18 protein-coding genes are annotated in these 18733 nt (G+C 67.8%); 15 read left to right on the forward strand and 3 right to left on the reverse strand.

Features of this window, described 5'->3' with window-relative positions:
* Positions 1–6 precede the first annotated feature (6 nt).
* Genes metG through QZ647_RS06245 form a run of 4 tightly spaced genes read left to right on the forward strand, consistent with a single transcriptional unit; the run spans position 7 to position 3377 of the window.
* Complete coding sequence (gene metG, locus QZ647_RS06230; protein WP_291271332.1) at positions 7–1911, forward strand: methionine--tRNA ligase; 1905 nt, start codon at positions 7–9, stop codon at positions 1909–1911.
* The gene (locus tag QZ647_RS06235) at positions 1908–2249 is read left to right on the forward strand and encodes a hypothetical protein (RefSeq protein ID WP_291271333.1); all 342 of its coding nucleotides are present in this window, start codon (positions 1908–1910) and stop codon (positions 2247–2249) included. The genes metG and QZ647_RS06235 overlap by 4 nt, the downstream gene beginning before the upstream one ends.
* Positions 2246–2587 carry an ArsC/Spx/MgsR family protein gene (locus tag QZ647_RS06240; protein ID WP_291271334.1) on the forward strand — a complete coding sequence of 114 codons (342 nt, stop codon included), beginning with the start codon at positions 2246–2248 and terminating at the stop codon, positions 2585–2587. The genes QZ647_RS06235 and QZ647_RS06240 overlap by 4 nt, the downstream gene beginning before the upstream one ends.
* A gap of 13 nt (positions 2588–2600) precedes the next feature.
* Positions 2601–3377, forward strand: a complete 777-nt coding sequence (locus tag QZ647_RS06245; RefSeq protein ID WP_291271335.1) for an exodeoxyribonuclease III — start codon at positions 2601–2603, stop codon at positions 3375–3377.
* A gap of 62 nt (positions 3378–3439) precedes the next feature.
* Here QZ647_RS06245 and QZ647_RS06250 read toward each other — a convergent pair whose 3' ends face one another.
* The gene (locus QZ647_RS06250; RefSeq protein WP_291271336.1) at positions 3440–4462 is read right to left on the reverse strand and encodes a carboxypeptidase regulatory-like domain-containing protein; all 1023 of its coding nucleotides are present in this window, start codon (positions 4460–4462) and stop codon (positions 3440–3442) included.
* A gap of 187 nt (positions 4463–4649) precedes the next feature.
* Here QZ647_RS06250 and QZ647_RS06255 point away from each other — a divergent pair, with 187 nt between their 5' ends.
* From QZ647_RS06255 to QZ647_RS06280, 6 genes are all read left to right on the forward strand, one after another.
* Positions 4650–4937, forward strand: a complete 288-nt coding sequence (locus tag QZ647_RS06255; RefSeq protein ID WP_291271337.1) for a DUF1844 domain-containing protein — start codon at positions 4650–4652, stop codon at positions 4935–4937.
* Between the two features lie 17 nt (positions 4938–4954).
* On the forward strand, positions 4955–6844 hold the full coding sequence (locus QZ647_RS06260; protein WP_291271338.1) for a tetratricopeptide repeat protein: 1890 nt from the start codon (positions 4955–4957) through the stop codon (positions 6842–6844).
* A gap of 1 nt (position 6845) precedes the next feature.
* Positions 6846–8012 carry a DUF4388 domain-containing protein gene (locus QZ647_RS06265; protein ID WP_291271339.1) on the forward strand — a complete coding sequence of 389 codons (1167 nt, stop codon included), beginning with the start codon at positions 6846–6848 and terminating at the stop codon, positions 8010–8012.
* A 9-nt stretch (positions 8013–8021) separates the two neighbouring features.
* Positions 8022–8609 carry a thymidine kinase gene (locus QZ647_RS06270; RefSeq protein WP_291271340.1) on the forward strand — a complete coding sequence of 196 codons (588 nt, stop codon included), beginning with the start codon at positions 8022–8024 and terminating at the stop codon, positions 8607–8609.
* 203 nt (positions 8610–8812) lie between these two features.
* The gene (locus tag QZ647_RS06275) at positions 8813–10003 is read left to right on the forward strand and encodes an acyl-CoA dehydrogenase family protein (RefSeq protein WP_291271341.1); all 1191 of its coding nucleotides are present in this window, start codon (positions 8813–8815) and stop codon (positions 10001–10003) included.
* 62 nt (positions 10004–10065) lie between these two features.
* The gene (locus QZ647_RS06280) at positions 10066–11064 is read left to right on the forward strand and encodes a patatin-like phospholipase family protein (RefSeq protein ID WP_291271342.1); all 999 of its coding nucleotides are present in this window, start codon (positions 10066–10068) and stop codon (positions 11062–11064) included.
* On the opposite strand, the gene QZ647_RS06285 is transcribed toward QZ647_RS06280, so the two are convergent.
* Complete coding sequence (locus tag QZ647_RS06285; RefSeq protein ID WP_291271343.1) at positions 11061–11489, reverse strand: universal stress protein; 429 nt, start codon at positions 11487–11489, stop codon at positions 11061–11063. The genes QZ647_RS06280 and QZ647_RS06285 overlap by 4 nt on opposite strands.
* A gap of 118 nt (positions 11490–11607) precedes the next feature.
* On the opposite strand from QZ647_RS06285, the gene QZ647_RS06290 reads away from it, so the two are divergent.
* The 3 genes from QZ647_RS06290 to QZ647_RS06300 are packed head-to-tail and all read left to right on the forward strand — an operon-like array spanning position 11608 to position 14823.
* Complete coding sequence (locus tag QZ647_RS06290; RefSeq protein ID WP_291271344.1) at positions 11608–12306, forward strand: pirin family protein; 699 nt, start codon at positions 11608–11610, stop codon at positions 12304–12306.
* Between the two features lie 10 nt (positions 12307–12316).
* On the forward strand, positions 12317–13183 hold the full coding sequence (locus QZ647_RS06295; protein WP_291271345.1) for a pirin family protein: 867 nt from the start codon (positions 12317–12319) through the stop codon (positions 13181–13183).
* Between the two features lie 56 nt (positions 13184–13239).
* Entirely contained in the window at positions 13240–14823 is a 1584-nt protein-coding gene (locus QZ647_RS06300; protein ID WP_291271346.1) for a methyl-accepting chemotaxis protein, read from the forward strand.
* 64 nt (positions 14824–14887) lie between these two features.
* Here the strand turns inward: QZ647_RS06300 and QZ647_RS06305 are convergent, their stop codons facing one another.
* On the reverse strand, positions 14888–16276 hold the full coding sequence (locus QZ647_RS06305; protein WP_291271347.1) for a replication-associated recombination protein A: 1389 nt from the start codon (positions 16274–16276) through the stop codon (positions 14888–14890).
* Between the two features lie 43 nt (positions 16277–16319).
* On the opposite strand from QZ647_RS06305, the gene QZ647_RS06310 reads away from it, so the two are divergent.
* Together QZ647_RS06310 and QZ647_RS06315 are read left to right on the forward strand one after the other, a co-directional pair.
* Complete coding sequence (locus QZ647_RS06310; protein ID WP_291271348.1) at positions 16320–17513, forward strand: alanyl-tRNA editing protein; 1194 nt, start codon at positions 16320–16322, stop codon at positions 17511–17513.
* Between the two features lie 7 nt (positions 17514–17520).
* Positions 17521–18669 (forward strand): aminotransferase class V-fold PLP-dependent enzyme, encoded by a 1149-nt coding sequence (locus QZ647_RS06315; protein ID WP_291271349.1) that lies wholly within the window; start codon positions 17521–17523, stop codon positions 18667–18669.
* Positions 18670–18733: the final 64 nt, after the last annotated feature.

The following is an 18733-nucleotide window of genomic DNA, read 5'->3' on the forward strand; positions in this document are numbered from 1 at the left end:
GCCCCCGTGTCCAAGCCCTTCTACATCACCACGCCCATCTACTATGTCAACGACCGGCCCCACATCGGCCATACCTACACCACGGTGCTGGCGGATGTGATCGCCCGGTTCCACCGCATGCGGGGCGAGGAGGTGTACTTCCTCACGGGCACCGACGAGCACGGGCAGAAGGTGGAGAAGGCCGCGGCCGCCCGGGGCATCACCCCCAAGCAGCTGGCCGACGAGGTGGTGGCCAACTACACGGAGCTGTGGAAGGCCATGGGGATGACCCACTTCCGCTTCATCCGCACCACGGACGAGGACCACCGGGCCCAGGTCCAGCGCCTCTTCAAGCGGCTCCTCGACAAGGGCGACATCTACAAGGCCACCTACAAGGGCCTCTACTCGGTGAGCGACGAGGCCTATGTCACCGAGACCCAGGCCAAGGAGCTGCAGGCCCAGGGCCTCGCCCACCAGCTGGTGGAACTGGAGGAGGAGACCTACTTCTTCCGCCTGAGCGCCTACCAGGACCGCCTGCTGAAGCACTTCGAGGAGCATCCAGAGTTCGTGCAGCCGGACTTCCGCTTCAACGAGGTGAAGCGCTTCGTGGAAGGCGGCCTGCAGGACCTTTCCATCAGCCGGACCAGCATCAGCTGGGGCATCCCCGTGCCCGGCGACGAGAAGCATGTCATCTATGTCTGGTTCGATGCGCTGCTCAACTACCTCACGGGCTGTCCTCCCAGCTGCTGGCCACCGGACCTGCAGCTCGTGGGGAAGGACATCCTGCGGTTCCACGCCGTGTACTGGCCGGCTTTCCTCATGGCGGCGGGCATGTTCCAGCCCACCACCATCCTGGCCCACGGCTGGTGGCTCATGGGCGAGGACAAGATGTCCAAGAGCAAGGGCAATGTCGTGCGCCCGGATACCCTGCTGCGCTTCGGCAATGACGCCCTCCGCTTCTACTTCATGCGCGACATGCAGGTCGGCCATGATCGCGGCTTCAGCTTCGAGGGCTTCATGGACCGCCTCAACGCCGATCTGGCCAATGGCCTGGGCAACCTGGCCTCCCGCACGCTGAGCATGATCCAGCGCTATCGCGGCGGTGTGGTGCCCATGCCGTCGGCCATGGACGAGCTCGACCAGCAGATGGCCAGCCAGCTGCTGGAAGTCTTCCCCGAATACCTGGAGAAGGCCCGCGCCAACGACTTCCATGCCGCCCTGGACGCCCTGTGGGGGCACCTGCGCGCCCTCGACGGCTACATCGTGAAGGCTGAGCCCTGGAAGCTGGCCAAGGACCCGGCCAACGACGCCAAGCTGGACGCCGTGCTGGCGAACCTATACCGGGCCCTGCGCGCCACCGCCCTGCTCGTGGCGCCGGTGATGCCGGAGCTGGCCCAGACCTTGTGGGAGAGCCTCGGCCACGACACGAAGGTGGCCGAGCGGACCTTCCACGGCTTCGCCCTGGATGGCCCCGCCATCGGTCCCATCGGCGATCCCAAGCCCCTGTTCCAACGCATCGACAAGGAGAAGGAATTGAGCGACCTCGAGACGGCTGCGGCAGCCCCTGCCGAGACCAAACCCAATCTGGATGTCCCGGAGATCCGCGAGACCGTGGACGCCGACACCTTCTTCAAGGTGGACCTGCGCGTGGGACGGGTCCTCGAGGCGGAACGCGTGCCCAAGAGCGACAAGCTCATCAAGATGAAGGTGGACATCGGCCTGGAGCAGCGGACCATCGTGGGGGGCATCGGCAAGGCCTACGAGCCTGCGGACCTGCTGAACCGCCTCGTGGTCGTGGTCGCGAATCTGGCGCCCCGCAAGCTCATGGGCATCGAAAGCCACGGCATGCTGCTGGCCGCCAGCGACAATGCGAGCAAGCCCTACCTGGTGGCGCCGCCCAGCGACGCCCAGCCTGGATTCCTGGTGAAGTGAAGCACCCCGTCTTCAGCTTCGAGGCCGAGCTCCTCACGGACGCGCCCTTCGACCACATCGTCGAGCGGCTTCGGACTGCCCCGCCGCAGTCGTTCAAGAGCCTGCGGCCCTTGAGCCGCTGGGCCGCGCCGGAAGAGGCGCCCGGGGGGGTCGTCCTCCGCTGGACCCGCGCCATGGCCGGGGCCGAGGAGTCCGGAGCATTGACCCTGAGGCCGGATCCCAAGGGCGCCCACCTGCGTCTCGAGGGCCGGATGAAGGGTTGGGCGGGCTTCCTCTTCTTCGGGCTGCTGCGCTGGCGCACGGACCGGCTGCTGGACCGTTTCGTGGAGGAACTGTGAAGCCTGTCCTCTGGATGAAGTCGAGCTGCACCACCTGCCGCAATGCCAGGGCCAAGCTCGCGGAGCTGGGTATCGAAGTGGCGATTCGCGACTACTTCAAGCAACCTCTGGAAGCTGCGGAGCTGGAGCGCCTCCTGCCGGAGGACCCCAGCCCCATGCTCGGTACCAAGAGCCCCAAGTACAAGGAGTTGGGCCTGAAGGGCCGACCGCTTGCCAAGGCCGAGGCCATCGCGCTGATGGTGCAGGACAACAACCTGCTCAAGCGCCCCATCCTGGTTCATGCCAAGGGTGTGATCATCGGTTTCGATCCCGAGGCCTATGCCGCCTTGCGTTCCTAAAAGGAGAGTCCCCGTGCGCTTCTACAGCTGGAATGTCAACGGCTTCCGCTCGGTTCTGAAGAAGGGCTTCATGGATTGGCTGGAGGAGGCCGAGCCGGATGCCCTCTCCCTCCAGGAAATCCGCTGCGAGTGGGAGGAAGTGGATCTCGGCGTGCGGCGCCAGCTGGAGAGCGCCTACGACATCTGCTGGTTCCCGGCGACGAGCAAGAAGGGCTACGCGGGTTCCGCCACGCTCACGAAAAAGGAGCTGGGGTTCAGCCACGCCAAGGGGCTCGGCCTGGAGGGCTACGATGCCGAAGGGCGCATGGTCGTGTCCCGGAAGGACAAGCTCGTCTTCATCGCCGGCTACTTTCCGAACGCCTCCCAGGGGCTGGTGCGCCTGCCCTTCAAGCGCCAGTTCGCGAAGGATCTTGCCGCCATCGTGGCCAAGCACCACAAGGCCGGGGACCAGGTGATCCTCACGGGGGACATGAATGTGGCTCCCGAGGAGATCGACCTCGCCCGGCCCAAGGACAACACCAAGAATCCCGGCTTCACGCCCGAGGAGCGCGAGGACTTCAAGCTCTACCTGGGGGCGGGCCTTGCGGATGTGCTGCGGGAGCGAAACCCCGGCGTGCCGGGCCTCTACACCTGGTGGACGGCCCGCGGCGGCGCCCGGGAACGGAATGTGGGGTGGAGGATCGACCTGTTCCTGGCCAGCCGGGCCCTGCTGGATCGCGTGAAGGATGCCCGCATCCACGCCGATGTGCTGGGCTCTGACCACTGCCCCATCAGCCTCGAATTGATCTGATCCTTTCCTGACGGCAAAAGCAGAGGGCCCCAACCGGGGCCCTCTGCTTGGGTGCGGTGTGTCTACTTGATCCGCTTCAGAGAAGGATCCTTCAGCATCTCCTTGGCGGTGGCAGCATTCTTGCCGGCCGGCGCGAGCTCGAGGTACTTCTCGAGGTTCTGCTTGGTGCCGCGCAGGTTGTTCTCGCCGAACTCGACCATGGCCAGGAGGTAGTGGGCCTCGGCGTACTTGGGGTCGATCTCCAGGGCCTTCAGGAGCTGGGCCTTGGCCTCCTTGGTCTTGCCCGCGTTGAAGGCCTCCACGCCCTTGTTGTAGATCACATCGGGGTTCGGTCCCTGGAGGGTCTCCAGCATGGCGGTGTACTTCTGCTCGGTCGCCTTGTCGCCCTTGGCCTTGCTGGTCTCGATGAGGCCCAGGATCACGCGCTCATCCTTGGGGTTCCGTTCGAGGGCCCGCATGAGATAGGGCTCGGCCTCTTCCTTCTTGGCGCCGGCCTGGGCGATGCAGATGCCGAGGACCCGCTCGACCTTCAGCAATTCCGGCATCAGCTCGGCCTTGGCCTGTTCATCCTTCAGCTTGTCCTTGGCCTCAGTGAGGGTCTTGTAGGCCTTCTCGACATGAGGCAGGGCCTCGTCGTACTTGCCATCGTTGTAGAAGGGGATGGCGAGGTTGAACGAGTCGCGGCCGGCGGCATCGAGGGCGGCACCGGGATCTTCGGGGGCGGCCTGGGCGGCGCCGGAGGCCACGGCCTGCGAGCGGGCCTCGGCGGGGGTGAGCAGGGTGATGTTCCTGACCAGCACATCCGCCAGGGGGATCTTGATGCGCTCCTTGTAGTCCACATAGCCTTCCCCGCTGACCGTGAGGTCGAAATCCTTCGGGTCCAGGCCGACCTGCAGGTAGTTCCCGGCCTTGTCGGGAATGAGGTCCTTGCTCCAGTTACGGTCGATCCGCTTGAGGTTCACCTTGGCCCCGGGGACCGGCTTGCCCTCCTTGTTGAGGACCTTGCCGGAGATCCGGCCCGTGGATTCTGCGTAGATGGACATGCAGGCTGCGGGAAGCAGAAGCGTGAGAATGAGGCGTCGCATGGGTCTTCCTCCAAACCCATTCATCGTTCCACAGGGTTGGCCTGACGCCGAGTGCTTTTCGTCAAAAAGGCCTTTCTCTTCCCGCACGGCACCCTCCGAACAGGCCTTATTTCGAGACGGGTGCAGGAAAATTCGGGCTGTGATAGGCTTCCCGCCAGACAAGTCCTGAAAGCGTTCGAGGTAGCCCATGACTCCTGCGGTACCGGAAGCCTCCTTGCAGGCCCTGATGCATCTTCTGGCGGAACAGGCGCTTCTGGCCATGGGTGTGCCCCACCCGATGATGAAGGAAGTGCCCCCGGCCAACCCTGAAGCGGCCCGCTTCTATGTGGACCTGCTGGCCGTCCTCAAGGACAAGACCGAGGGGCGAAGGACGGATTCAGAAACCCGGGAGCTGGAAGACATCCTCTACGGACTCCGGATGCGGGTGATGGACCTCAAAGCCGCCCCGGGCACCCCCGTGGGACCCCAGTCATGAGCTTCGGGAGCCTCAGCATGGGAATCCGGCAGGTTCTGCGGACAGCGGCCCTGGTGGGCCTGATGGGTCAGGTGGGGATGTCCGGAGCCCCCCTCCGGGAGGCGCCCAAGGCGGCCGTCGCGCCCGCGCCGGTGACCGAGGCGCATCCTGGGCAGGCCCCGGAGACGCTGCCGGCCATCGCCCTCAGCCATCGGGCGACGCACCTGTTCGCGGCCCTGTCGAAGGGCGATCCCGAAGCGGTGCGGGCGGCCCAGGTGGAAGTGGAGGCCCTCCGGCGGACCTACTCCACCTTGGATGTCACCCCCCTGATCGAAGCCACGGCCTTCTGGGCGCGTGGGCAGGGCATGGCCGACCGGGCCGCGCTGGGCCTGGAGGGCCTCCAGGCCGTCGAGCGCTGGGCTCCCGACCATCCCAGCCTCCTGGGCACCCGGGTCTCGCTGATGAGGCAGGAAGGCGTCCGCGGCTGGTTTTGGAGCTTCCCCGATGTGCTCCGGCTGACGCTCCTGCGGGTGGAGCACCCCGCCCACCGCTGGCTCTGGATGGTGCAGCACCTCGGCATGCTGCGGCTGGCGGCCACGCTGTTGCTGTGGGGCTGGGCGCTGACCATGGGGCTGCGCTACCGGAACGCCTTCCGGCACCTATGGGAGGAGCCCCTCCGGCGCAAGGGGCTCGGCCCCGTTCCCGTGGCCCTGATCGGCGCAGGGATCCTGGCAGGTCCGGTGCTCCTCGGCCTCGATCCCCTGGTGGCGGCCATGCTCTGGCTCTTCCTCCTGGCTCCGTTCCTTCTCGCTTCCGAAGTGAAGGTCACAGCCTTCCTCCTCCTGCTCCAGCTGATCCACCCCGTGCTGGCGGCCATGGAACCCTGGTCCGCCCGGGAACCGGAGCCCAGCCTCCTGACCCTCCAGCTCCAGCCCCAGGTCCGCCCTGTGCCGGCGGCCACCCTCCGCCTGCTTCCCCCGACGGACCAGGCCTTCCTCCAGGGATGGGAGCACCTTCAGAACCAGCGATGGAAGGAGGCCGAAGGCAGCTTCCAGGATCTGGTGGGCCGGCACCCCGAGCAGGGGGAGGTGCTGAACAACCTGGCCGTCGCCAAGTTCCAGATGGGGGATGTCGCTGGGGCGGAGAAGACCTTCGAAGCGGCGCTCCAGGCTGGACCTCGCATGGAGATCCTTCTCAACCAGAGCATCCTCGCCTTCAACCGCCTGGACACGGGGCTCGGCGCCTCCAAGCGGGACGAGGCCCAGGCCGTGGCCCCGGAGGCCTACACGCGCCTCATTGCCCTCAACGATGCCCAGAAGGATGTCCGCACCTATCCGATGCCCCTCCCGGACACGCCGCAGCGCGTGAGCGCCCTCGTGGAAGCGGCGGGTGGTCAGAAGGCCGAAGGGGTGCCGCTGACGGAGCCCGCCTTCCTCGTGGCGCTGCTGCTGCCCCTGCTCGGACTGGCCGCGTTCTTCGTGCGCGTGAGGGCCAGCCTCCGCATGGCGCACCCCACCCAGTGCATCCGTTGCGGGGAGCCCTTCCACACCACCGACAGCCCCGATCCCGAGGTGTGTCCGAAGTGCCACCATCTCTTCGTGCTGCGGGATGGGCTCCACACGGAAAACCGGAAGAAGAAGCTGGACGAGGTGGCCGACCACCAGCAGACCACCCGATGGATCCACAAGACCTTGATCGTGCTGCTGCCCGGGTGCGACCTGGCCTTCCTGGGGGAGACGCGGGAAGGGCTGATGGAGTTCATCCCCTTCTGCCTGGCGGTGGGCATGATCCTGGCCACAGGACGGTCGGTGCGCTACCCCGGTGAGATCCTGGCGGATCCCACCTCCACCTGGCTGGCCATCGGGGCCCTCCTGGTGGGACTGCTGTATGTCCGTTCGTGGCTGAAGCTGATCTTGAGGAGGGCCTGAGATGGCACTGGAAGGCTCCCTCCGGGACTTCGACCTCTTCTCCCTGTTCAACATGATCAAGATCCAGGGGAAGAACGGCACCCTGGTTCTCTCCCAGGGGCAGGAATTCGTCAAAGTCTTCTTCGAGAACGGCGAGATCGTCGGCTGCGATTCCAACCAGGTCCGCATGGAGGATCGTCTGGGCACGATGCTCGTGCGCCTGGGCCGCCTCACGGGCGATGAACTGCTGGCCATGGTCCAGGTGCAGCGGCAGACGCTCAAGCGCATGGGCACCCTGCTGCTCGAAAGCGGCAAGGTCCAGGCTTCGGACCTGCAGGACGCGCTGTTCGGCCAGGCCACCGCCATCCTCCATCGCACCTTCCGCTGGGTGGAGGGCGACTACCGCTTCGATTCCTTCCTGCCCGCGGATCTGGACCGGGAGCACTTCGTCCCCATCCCCGTGGACACGGTGCTGATGGAGGCCGCCCGGATCCAGGACGAGTGGCCCGAAGTGGAACGCCGCCTGCCGGCCATGGACCTCCCCCTGGGGCGCTCGCCGCGCGCCCAGGCCCTCCACCTGGACATCGACCGGGATGTGTCCGGGGTGCTGGACGGGAAGGGGCAGATCCAGCATGGTTCCTCGGGCCTCAGCCACGAGCAGGAGATGGTGCTGTCGTACTTCGACCATCCCCAGGCCATCAAGGACATCGTCCAGATCAGCCGCTACGAGGAGCTGGACACCTGCAAGGCCATCGCGGACCTGCTGGAGGCGGGGCTGCTGGAGCCCATCTCCGGCGAGGCCCCCAAGGTGGTGCGCCCCTGGGTGGATGGCCACTCGGATCTCACGCCCGACGCCTGGGAGCCGAGCGCCCTGCTGTGGCCCCTGGTGGCCCTGGGTTTCATCCTTCCCCTGGCCCTCTATGTGCCCCACCAGCGGGGATCCATGAACCTGGGGCTGGCCAGCCTGGCGCCGGTGGATGTCCGCGTGGTGCCCGAAGGCCCCACGCGGATGCGGCAGGCCTGGGCACTCCGCATGGCCGCTCCGAGGGACGGAGGCGCCATACTGGCGAAGGACCTCGGCAGGCCCCTGGGCGAGAAGAACCCGGTGCCCGACCTGACCCAACTGCCCGACCCGATGGTTCAGGTCCCGGCAGCGGCTCCCCAGCCTTCTCCACGCCTCAAGCGATAAGGATTTCCGATGTTCGTGCACCAACGCCAGGGCTCCCTGGAGGTGATCTGCGGCCCCATGTTCTCCGGCAAGTCGGAGGAGCTCATCCGGCGCATCAAGCGCGCGATCATCGCCAAGCAGAAGGTTCAGGTCTTCAAGCCCGCCCTGGACGACCGCTACGATGCCTCCGCCATCGCCAGCCACAGCCAGCGCAAGCACGAGGCCATCCCGGTGAAGAACACGGAAGAGCTGCTCCGCCATCTGGATCCGGAAGCCCAGGTGGTGGCCCTCGACGAGGCCCAGTTCCTGGACGAGGGGCTCATCCCCATCATCGAGGAGCTGGCCGACCGCGGGGTGCGGGTCATCGCCGGTGGCCTGGATCAGGACTCCAACGGCGAGCCCTTCGGCATCATGCCCATCCTCCTCGCCAAGGCGGAATATGTCACCAAGCTCCAGGCCATCTGCATGGTCTGCGGAGCCCTGGCGGGGCGCACCCAGCGCATGGTGCACACGGGCGGCCAGGTGCTGGTAGGCGCGGCCGAGGCCTATGAGGCCCGCTGCCGGCACTGCCATGAGACGCCCCACGCCACCGGTCCACGGATGCTCGAAGGCGAGTGAGCTCCATCCTCCAGGAGGGGTTCCTTCCCCCTTGGAACATTGACACTCCGTCAAGGTGATTCCTGCTGCGACAGGAAAGCGCGGCTCGGTGGAGGGTGGCTTGCTGAATGGGTTTTGACGGGGCGATAGACTGGCCCCGGCGCGCTGCTGCAGCGCCGTTTTGCCAACCCGCCCGAGGCTTCAGGGCATTCCAGGAGGTCACCATGGCCGGCGCCTACGCCACCTTCACCCACATCACCGACTACATGGGCTTCGAGGGCCTGCTCACCGAAGAAGAGCGGATGATCCGAGAAACGGCGCGGAAGTTCGTGAACGCCGAGGTGCTGCCCATCATCGAAAAGCACGCCCAGGATCAGACCTTCCCCAAGCAGCTCATCCGCAAGATGGGCGAGCTGGGATTCTACGGTCCCTCGCTGCCGGAAGAATACGGCTGCATGGGCGTGTCCAACGTGGCCTACGGCCTGTTGATGTATGAGCTGGAGCGCGGCGATTCCGGCCTGCGCTCTTTCGCCTCCGTGCAGGGCAGCCTCGTCATGTGGCCCATCTACGCCTATGGCAGCGAGGAACAGAAGAAGCACTGGCTGCCCAAGCTGGCCGCCGGCGAGAAGGTCGGCTGCTTCGGCCTCACCGAGCCGGACTTTGGTTCCAACCCCGGCGGCATGCTCACCAAGGCCGTGCGCGAGCCCGGCGGCAAGTGGCGCATCAACGGCACCAAGATGTGGATCACCAACGGCACGGTGGCTGATGTGGCGGTGGTCTGGGCCCAGACCGAGGACGGCATCCGCGGCTTCCTCGTCGAGAAGGGCACGCCCGGCTTCAGCGCCCCCGAGATGAAGGGCAAGTGGAGCCTCCGCGCTTCGACCACTTCTGAGCTCGTGCTTGAAGATGTGATCGTGGAGGAGAAGGCCAGCCTGCTGCCCAATGTGAAGGGCCTGAAGGGCCCCCTGGGCTGCCTCACCCAGGCCCGCTACGGCATCGCCTGGGGAGCGCTGGGCGCCGCGGACGCCTGCTACCAGTGCGCCCTGGACTACGCCAAGACCCGCATCCAGTTCGACAAGCCCATCGCCAGCTACCAGCTCCAGCAGGAGAAGCTGGCCTGGATGGTCACCGAGCTCACCAAAGGCCAGCTCCTGGTCCACCAGCTGGGCCGCTTGAAGGACGCGAAGACCTACACCCCCGCCCAGGTCTCCATGGCCAAGATGAACAATGTGAATGTCTCCCTCGAGATCTGCCGGAAGGCCCGGACCATCCTGGGCGCCAACGGCATCCTCGACGAGTACCCGGTCATGCGCCACATGGCGAACCTCGAGAGCGTCTACACCTACGAGGGCACCCACGACATGCACACCCTCATCATCGGGCAGGAGGTCACGGGGATTCCCGCCTACCGCTAAAAGCCGTTCTGTGCTCCGAAAAACGGGCCATTTGGCCCGTTTTTCGGAGGATAAAATGCCGAATGTCCCAACCCTTCCGCATCCTGTCGATCGACGGCGGCGGCATCCGCGGCCTCATCCCGGCGCTGGTGCTGGCCGAGCTGGAGCGGCAGACGGGCCGGGCCGTGGCGGACTGCTTCGACCTCATCGCGGGTACCAGCACGGGCGGCATCCTGGCCCTGGGGCTCGCGGCGCCGGGGCAGGGTGGGCGGCCCCGCTATTCGGCCCAGGATCTGGCCGGGCTCTACCTGAAGGAGGGCGGGCGGATCTTTGACGAGAGCCTCTGGCGCCGCCTCACGAACCCCATGGGGCTGCGGGCCGCGAAATACCCGTCGGACGGCCTCGAGGGCGTGCTCGAGCAGTACTTCGGGGAGGCCCGCCTCAAGGAGGCCCTCACCGAGGTGCTGGTGACCGCTTACGATCTGGAGAAGCGGGATGCCTTCTTCTACCGCCGCCGCAAGGCCCGGGAGGACGCCCGCTACGATGTGCCCCTGCGCGTGGCGGCCCGCGCCACCAGCGCGGCTCCCACCTACTTCGAGCCGGCCCTGGTGTCGTGGCCGGGGGAGCGTGATGTGCTCGTGGATGGGGGCGTTTTCGCCAACAACCCGGCCATGTGCGCCTATGCCGAGGCGTGGCAGACGCTGGGAAAGGCTGGCCGTTCCGCGGAGGATCTCCTCCTCGTGTCCCTGGGCACGGGGCTCTATGCCAAGCCCTACCGCTACGAAGAGGCGAGGGGTTGGGGCGTGGCCGGGTGGGCCAGGCCCGTACTGGATGTGATCTTCGATGGCGTGGCCGACACGGTGGACTACCAGCTCCGCCAGCTGCTGCCCGCCCGCGAAGACGGCATGCCGCGCTACCACCGCTTTCAGGCCGATCTCGACGCGGGGCTCAGCGAGATGGACGACACCAGCCCGGAGCATCTTGAGGGGTTGCGGCGCGCGGCCGAGGGCATCCTCAAGCGCCAAGCTGTGGAGGTGGAGGCCCTGGCGAAGCTGCTCCGGGGTGTTGCCCCGACCTCCTAGTGCGTCTTCTCCGTGCGCACCACCAGGACATCGCAGGGGGCCAGTCTCACCACCCGCGCGGCGGTGCTGCCGAAGAGCAGGCGCTCCAGGGTGGAATGGCCCACCTGGGCCACCACCAGCAGCGTCCGGTGATCCGCCTCGGAGATCAGCTCCTCCGCCGGCCCACCCCACTTCACGACGGCGGTGGCCCCGGAGTAGGGCCTGAGCCAGCCCTCCAGCTGCTCGCGGGCGTGGTCTTCCATGCTGTGGAGCCAGGCGGGGTCGGGCAGGGCGATCTGGGCCTCGGGCAGCATGGGCGCCGGAGGCTGAAGCACATGCATGGCCACCAGGGGGACGCCCATCCGAGTGGCCCAGTTGCCGGCCCGTTCCAGGGCCTGCTTCGAGGCCTCAGAGAAGTCGATCCCCACCAGCACCCGCGTGATCACGGCGGCCTCCGTTTGGACACCCCAAAGATAAGTCCATGTTCCTCATGAAGCTCCCGTTTTTTTGGGGGGAGGGGTTGAAATAAAAGTTGCAACACCTAAAATGAATGCAGGAGGCATCATGATCACGCTGCGACCTGCTGGAACCCGCGGCCATTTCGATTTCGGCTGGCTGGACACCCACCACACCTTCTCCTTCGGTGAGTACTTCGACGCCGACCACATGCAGTTCCACGCCCTGCGCGTCGTCAACGAGGACCGCGTGCAGGCGGCCAAGGGGTTCGGCACCCATGGCCATCGCGACATGGAGATCCTCACCTGGGTGCTGTCCGGCACGCTGGAGCACCGCGACAGCCTGGGCACCCACGGCGTCATCCGCCCGGGCGAGGCGCAGGTCATGAGCGCCGGCACCGGCATCCGCCACAGCGAGTTCAACCCTTCGGCCGACGAGCCCGTGCACTTCCTCCAGATCTGGATTCTGCCCGAGCGCCCGGGCCTCGCCCCCCGCTATGACCAGGTGGCTTTTCCCGAAGCCGACCTTCAGAATCAGCTGCGTCTCATCGCCAGTCCCGACGGTGCGGAGGGTTCCGTGAAGCTCTTCCAGGATGTGAAGGTCTTCGTGGCCCGGCTGGACGGGGGCCGCGAGGTGCGGGGCTCCATCCCCTCCGGGCGCGCGGGGTTCCTCCAGGTGGCCAGGGGCTCCATCAGCCTCAACGGCGCGGCCATGACCACGGGGGATTCCGCCCGCATCGAAGGGGAGCCGTCCATCACCGTGGTGGCCGGATCACCCGCCGAAATCCTGTTCTTCGATCTTGCCTGAGGAGGTTCCGATGACCCGCAAACCCGTTTCCGTCCTCGTGCCCGGACTCCCCACGGAGGATGGCAACCGCGTGCCGCTCACGCGCCTGGTGCCCGGCCAGGGCAAGCGCGGCGCGGAGGCCTTCCGTGCCATGGATCCCTTCCTGCTCATGGACCACTTCGGTCCCATGGTGCTGCCTCCGGGGACGGATGCGGGCTTCCCGCCCCATCCCCACCGGGGCTTCCAGACCCTCACCTATCTGATCCAGGGCGCCTTCCGGCACCGGGACAGCACGGGTGGCTCGGGGCTGCTGCAGCCCGGCGGCGCCCAGCTCATGAATGCCGGGGCCGGCATCGTCCACGAAGAGATGCCGGTGCCCGAGCACCTGGAATCCGGCGGCCCCATCGAGGGCGTGCAGCTCTGGATCAACCTGCCCAAGGCGCTGAAGGGCTCCACCCCGGGCTACACGGATCTGCAGGCGGGCACCATGCCGTGGACCGCCATCCCAGGCGGACGCATGCGCGTGCTGGCCGGCACCTGGGCGGGCGTGACCGGCCCGGCCCGCACGCCCGCGAAGATCGCCTATGCCCACCTGGAGCTGGAGGCCGGTGCGCGGTTCGAGCAGGCCATCCCCGCCGGGTGGATCGCCGCCGCCGTGCCGCTGCACGGAGCCATCCGCATCGAGGGCACGGAGGTTCCGGCCGACAGCGTGGCCCTGCTGGGTGAAGGTGATTCGCTGGCCCTGGAAGCGGCGGTCCCCGTCAGCCTCATGCTGCTGGCGGGAGAACCCCTCCAGGAGCCCATCGCCCACTACGGCCCCTTCGTGATGAACACCTACGAGGAGATCGAGCAGGCCATCCAGGACTACCAGGCTGGTCGCATGGGCCATCTGGACTGAACTTCAGATTCGGGGGGCCGGGCCGAAGAAGAAGGCCTGTCCCCCCGGAAACGCCCATGTCCGAATCCACCTCCAGGCCCGCCGTGCCCGCCGCGAGTGGCTCCGAGGAGCACGACCCGGCGCAGCTCGCCCAGGATCTGGCGGGCCTGGAGACCGTGATCAACCGCTCGGCGGCAGGCGCGGCGCGGACCTCGGTGAGGATCCAGACCCTGGCGCGGGAGATCGACCGGATCCTCGACAGCACCCGGAGCATCCAGGGGACCCTGGAAGGCCTGGACGCGAACATCTCCCAGGCGGCTTCGGCGGCGGAGGAGGGCGCCGAGTCCACCCGCCTCATGGCCGACCTGACACGCCAGGGCCGCCGGGAAAGCGATGAGGCCGTGGCCACGGTCCGGCAGCTCCAGGAACAGACGACCCTCACTTCCGAACGCCTGGAATCCCTGATGGGGCACATTCTCCAGGTGAACGAAGTCTCGCAGGTGATCGGGGAGATCGCGGACCGCACGGGGATGCTCAGCCTCAATGCCGCCATCGAGGCCGCCCATGCGGGCGCGGCGGGCCGGGGCTTCGCAGTGGTGGCCGAGGAAGTGCGGAAGCTGGCGGATCGCACCTCCAGGCAGACCCAGGAAATCGGGCAGCTGCTGGAATCCATCCGCCGGGACCTCGATCCGGCCCGGGAGGCCATGGGCCGGAGCCTGGGCCTGGCTTCCGAAACCCGGGCCCAGGTGGAGGCTGTGGAGCAGCGGTTCTCGGGCATCGCGGAGCTGGCGGAATCCACTGCCGGGAATGTCTCCAGCATGGCCCGCACGGCCTCGGAGGAGCACGCCGCGGCCCGGAGGCTTGTGGCGGCCTCGGGAGAGCTGCTGGATGCCACGGGCACCCTGAAGACCGAGGCGGAAGCCGTGGCCCAGGACGCCTTCAGCGTCTCCTCGCTCACCGAACTCGGGCACCGCCATCTGGCCGCCTACGATACGGGCTCGCTGTTCCACCGCGCGCTCGACCTGGCTCGGGGCCTCACCGCCACCAGCGCCAAGATTCTCGAGGCGGCCCTCGGTGACGGGCGAGTCCGCCCGGAGGACCTGCTGGCGCTCGACTACCGGGAGATCCGGGGGGCGGAGATCCAGAGCCTCTCCCGCTTCTTCAATGTGCTGCATGTTCCGCCCGAAGGCTTCGCGCCCCCCAAATACCGCACCGCCTACGATGCCCTGGTGGAGCGGCCACTGCAGGAAGCCTTCGACCGCGTCCTCGAGCAGGAGCCGCGCCTCACCTTCGCCCTGGTCCTCGACCTCAACAGCTACGCCCCTTCCCATAACCGACGCTTCGCCCAGGACTGGACCGGCCACCCCGACAAGGATCTGGCCGGCAACCGCGTGAAGCGCTTCTTCACGGACAACCGCGTCCTGGTGCGGGGGGCGCGGCACGGCCTGGGCGAGGCGGCCGAGGCGCTCCCCGACCGGGCCAGCCGGGCGGCGTTCCAGCGGGTGGCCGACCTGGACGAAAAGGCCGCCCGCCGGGAGGATTTCCTGGTGCAGACCTATGCTCGCGACACGGGCGCCATCATCACGGTGCTCACAGTGCCGCTCCATGTCTGCGGCCAGCGCTACGGCGTGAGCCTGCTGGGCTGGTCGAGCGAGAGCTAGACGCCGCGGAGCGCTCGCCAGGCTCCATCCCTCGTGCGGTGTCGTATGGTTTTGTCACGACCTCTTAGATCGGCCTGGCTTCGAGCTTCCGCCCCAGGGTGAACCGGCCCTGGGCCAGCTTGCCCAGGGCCCGGGCCAGGGCTTCGCGGCTGCAGGCCAATTCCGAGCTCCAGTCTTCCAGGGGGAGCTCGCCGCCCTCGGGGTGGGCCTCCGTCCAGGCCTGCCAGAGGGCCGAGAGGACCGTCGCGTCCGGTTCTTGGCGATCCCGCCAGCTGCGTTCCTGGGGGCGCTTCGGTTCGTAAAAGGAAAGGCCCCGCAGCTTGTCGGGCAGGAAAGCCTGCTCGCGGTCGTAGTCGTCGTGGGAGTAGTGGTAGCCCGCGCCGCGACCGGCCTTGCGGGCGGTGGCGGTGTGGGCGTCGCGGATGGCCTCGGGAATGGGCGCGTCATCGGCCGCCAGGGCCGCGTCCACCGCCAGCACGGTGGCGTTGCTCTTGGGGGCGTTGGCCACATAGATGATGGCCTGGGCCAGGGGGATGCGGGCCTCGGGCCAGCCGATCTGCTCCACGGCGCGGCTGGCGGCCTCGCAGAGAATGAAGGCCTGGGGATCGGCGTTGCCCACATCCTCCGCGGCGCAGACCATGAGGCGCCGGGCGATGAAGCGGGGATCTTCGCCGCCGCGGATCATGCGGCTCAGGTAGTAGAGGGCCGCGTCCGCGTCGGAGCCCCGCAGGCTCTTCTGGAAGGCGCTGGCCAGGTCGTAGTGGCCGTCGGCGCGGTCGAACATCATGCGGCCGCCCAGGGCGCCCTGGAGGGATTCCAGATCCGGATCCGGCATCTCCATCCAGGTTTCCAGGCCCGAGAGTGCCGAGCGCAGGTCGCCGCCGGCCCAGTGGGAGAGCCACTCGAAGACCTCCTTGGGCTCGGGCTTGCCAGCCTGCTCCTTGGCCCAGGCCCGCTTCAGCACCTGCTGGATGTGGATGGGCTCGAGGGCCTTGAGGGCGATGAGCTGGCAGCGGCTGCGGAGCGCCGGGTTCAGGTAGAAGGCGGGGTTCTCGGTGGTGGCGCCGATGAGCACGGCCTCGCCCCGTTCCAGGAAGGGCAGCAGGATGTCCTGCTGAGCCCGGTTGAAGCGGTGGATCTCGTCCAGGAACACCACGGGCGGCACGCTTCGGAACAGCGGCATCTCGCGGCTGTCCGCCAGGAACTTCTTCAGCTCCGCCGCGCTGCCGCTGACCCCCGAGAACTCCATGAAGCCATGGCCCGTGGCCTCCGCCAGGATGCGGGCCAGGGTGGTCTTGCCGGTGCCTGGCGGGCCCCACATCACCATTGAGGGCAGGCGCCCCCCGGCCGTGAGCCGGGTCAGGGCGCCCTTCGGCCCCAGCAGGTGGGCCTGGCCCACCACCTCATCGAGGGTGGCGGGGCGGAGGCGTTCGGGAAGGGGGATGTGGGACATGGCGACCCCTCCAGCCTATCAGCGCCTGTGCTAGGCTCCCGGCATGTCCACGCCCGCCTATGAACGAGACCCTTTTGCCACGGTGCTCGAGACCCGCATCCTGGCCAGCGGGGAGGAGCGGGGACGCCCCTTCGTCCTCCTGGAAGACACGGTTTTCTACCCGGAGGGGGGCGGCCAGCCCTGCGACCTGGGCATGGTGAATGGCGTGGCCGTGGTGGAGGTCCAGAAACGCGAGGGCGGGATCCGCCACTACCTTGCGGCGGCCCTCCCGGTGGGGCCTGCTTCGCTGCAGTTGGACTGGATCCGCCGCTTCGACCACATGCAGCAGCACACGGGCCAGCACCTGCTGACGGCCGTGGCCCAGGATCAGTTCAAGTGGGGCACGACGGCCTTCCACCTGGGGGGAACGGTCTGCGACATCGAGCTGGATGCGCCGTCGATCTCCCCCGCGGAGATGGAGCGGCTGGAGGAGGCCGTGGCGGCGGAGATCCGTGCCCGGCGCGAGGTCACGGCCCGGTGGGTGAACCCCGAGGCCTACGGGGCCGAAGCCGTGCGCTCCCGCGGATTGCCGGAGGGGCACACGGGCGACATCCGCCTGGTGCAGATCGCCGGGGTGGATCTCAACACCTGCGGGGGCACGCACCTGCATCACACGGGGGAGATCGAGGCCCTGAAGCTGCTGGGCACCGAAGGCATCCGCGGAGGCACCCGCCTCTACTATGTGGCCGGCAGGCGCGCCAGGCTGCGCCTGGGCGCGCATGAAGAGCGCAATGCAAGGCTGCGGACCCTGCTTGGTGCACCCGACGAGGAACTCGTCGCCGCCCTCCAGATCAAGCTGGATCAGCTGCTGGCTCTGGAGCGCCGCAGCCGGAAGCTGGAGGAGGAGCTGGTGGAGTTCCAGGCCGCCGCGCTGGCCGCGCGGCCTGATGCCCTGGTGGAAGCCCACCTCGAAGGTCGCGACATGGCCTTTCTCCAGAAGCTGGCTCGGGGCATTCTCGCGGCGGATCCCGCCAAGGCCGTGTTCCTCACGGCGGATCCTGGCGGGCAGGGCCTCTTCCTCCTGACCGCGGGTGCGGGTTCCCGGCTGGAGGTACCCTCGGTCGGCCAGGCCGTGGCGGGGATCCTCGGGGCCAAGGGCGGCGGTTCCGGCAAGAGCTTCCAGGGCAAGGCGCCGAGCCTGTCTGCGCGAGGGGAGGCTCTGGCCCACCTCCTGCACTGGGCCGAGATGGGACAATGACGCCGCCATGGATCTGATCTACCTCGACCACAACGCCACCACACCCCTCGACCCCGAGGCCTTCGAAGCCATGCGGCCCTGGTTCACGGAGCGTTTCGGCAATGCCAGCGCGGCCTATGCCCTGGGGCACCTGTCGGATGGTGCGGTGGTGGCGGCGCGGGAGCAGGCGGCGGCCCTGGTGGGCTGCGCCCCCGCGGAGATCGTGTTCACGAGCGGGGGCACGGAAAGCCTGAACCACGCCGTCCGGGGCGTATGGGAGGCGTTTCCCACGAAGCGGCACCTGGTCACCACGGCCGTGGAACACCCCGCCGTACGAGCGCTGGCGACCTGGTGGAAGGCCCAGGGAGGCGAGGTCGCGGAAGTGGGTGTGGATGCCGAGGGGCGCCTTGACCTGGCCGCGCTGGAGGCCGCCGTGCGGCCGGACACGGCGCTGGTGGCCGTCATGGCCGCCAACAACGAATCAGGCGTGCTGTTCCCGGTCGCCGAGATCGCGCGCCGGGTGAAGGCCAAGGGCGCCCTGTTCCTGGTGGATGCCACCCAGGCCATCGGCAAAGTGCCCGTGGCGGCGGCGGACTGGGGCGCGGACCTGCTCACGCTCAGCGGACACAAATTTCATGGACCCAAGGGGACGGGCCTGCTCATGATCCGGCGGGGCGTGCGCCTGAAGCCCTTCATGCTGGGTGGCTCCCAGGAGCGGGGGCGCCGCGGCGGCACCGAGAATGTCCCGGGGCTCGTGGGGCTGGGCAAGGCCGCGGCCCTCGCCCAGGCGCGGCTGCCGCAAATGGACCGCGTGCGGCACCTGCGCGATGCCCTGGAGACCCGCCTCATGGCCGAGGTCCCGGAAGTGCGCATCCATGGAAGCGGGGCGGAGCGCCTCCCCAACACCAGTCTCGTGGGGTTTGCGGGAATCGAAGGCGAGGCCCTGCAGCTGAAGCTGGCCGAGCAGGGCATCTGCGTCTCCACGGGGAGCGCCTGCAGCACGGGCATGCGGGAACCCAGCCATGTGCTGCGCGCCATGCAGGTGCCCGACACCTACGCGCGCGGGACGGTGCGCTTCAGCCTGGGATTGGGTACCACACCGGTGCAGATGACCCGGCTGATGGACCTGCTGCCGGGGCTGGTGTCGGAGCTGCGCCAAGGGCTGGGTCGATCTTGAATTGATCGATAAATTCCATGAGCAATATTGAAATTTAATACTTTCATGGAGTAGGTATCGAATA

It is taken from the genome of Geothrix sp., assembly GCF_020622065.1.
Classification (GTDB): Bacteria; Acidobacteriota; Holophagae; order Holophagales; family Holophagaceae; genus Geothrix.

Excerpts from the sequence above, each read along its gene's own strand:
- QZ647_RS06270 (WP_291271340.1), top strand. The coding sequence starts at position 8,022 with ATGTTCGTGCACCAACGCCAGGGCTCCCTGGAGGTGATCTGCGGCCCC.
- QZ647_RS06265 (WP_291271339.1), top strand. The coding sequence starts at position 6,846 with ATGGCACTGGAAGGCTCCCTCCGGGACTTCGACCTCTTCTCCCTGTTC.
- QZ647_RS06280 (WP_291271342.1), top strand. The coding sequence starts at position 10,066 with ATGTCCCAACCCTTCCGCATCCTGTCGATCGACGGCGGCGGCATCCGC.
- QZ647_RS06315 (WP_291271349.1), top strand. The coding sequence starts at position 17,521 with ATGGATCTGATCTACCTCGACCACAACGCCACCACACCCCTCGACCCC.
- QZ647_RS06300 (WP_291271346.1), top strand. The coding sequence starts at position 13,240 with ATGTCCGAATCCACCTCCAGGCCCGCCGTGCCCGCCGCGAGTGGCTCC.
- QZ647_RS06295 (WP_291271345.1), top strand. The coding sequence starts at position 12,317 with ATGACCCGCAAACCCGTTTCCGTCCTCGTGCCCGGACTCCCCACGGAG.
- QZ647_RS06275 (WP_291271341.1), top strand. The coding sequence starts at position 8,813 with ATGGCCGGCGCCTACGCCACCTTCACCCACATCACCGACTACATGGGC.
- QZ647_RS06290 (WP_291271344.1), top strand. The coding sequence starts at position 11,608 with ATGATCACGCTGCGACCTGCTGGAACCCGCGGCCATTTCGATTTCGGC.
- QZ647_RS06260 (WP_291271338.1), top strand. The coding sequence starts at position 4,955 with ATGGGAATCCGGCAGGTTCTGCGGACAGCGGCCCTGGTGGGCCTGATG.
- QZ647_RS06310 (WP_291271348.1), top strand. The coding sequence starts at position 16,320 with ATGTCCACGCCCGCCTATGAACGAGACCCTTTTGCCACGGTGCTCGAG.
- QZ647_RS06255 (WP_291271337.1), top strand. The coding sequence starts at position 4,650 with ATGACTCCTGCGGTACCGGAAGCCTCCTTGCAGGCCCTGATGCATCTT.
- QZ647_RS06305 (WP_291271347.1), bottom strand. The coding sequence starts at position 16,276 with ATGTCCCACATCCCCCTTCCCGAACGCCTCCGCCCCGCCACCCTCGAT.
- QZ647_RS06250 (WP_291271336.1), bottom strand. The coding sequence starts at position 4,462 with ATGCGACGCCTCATTCTCACGCTTCTGCTTCCCGCAGCCTGCATGTCC.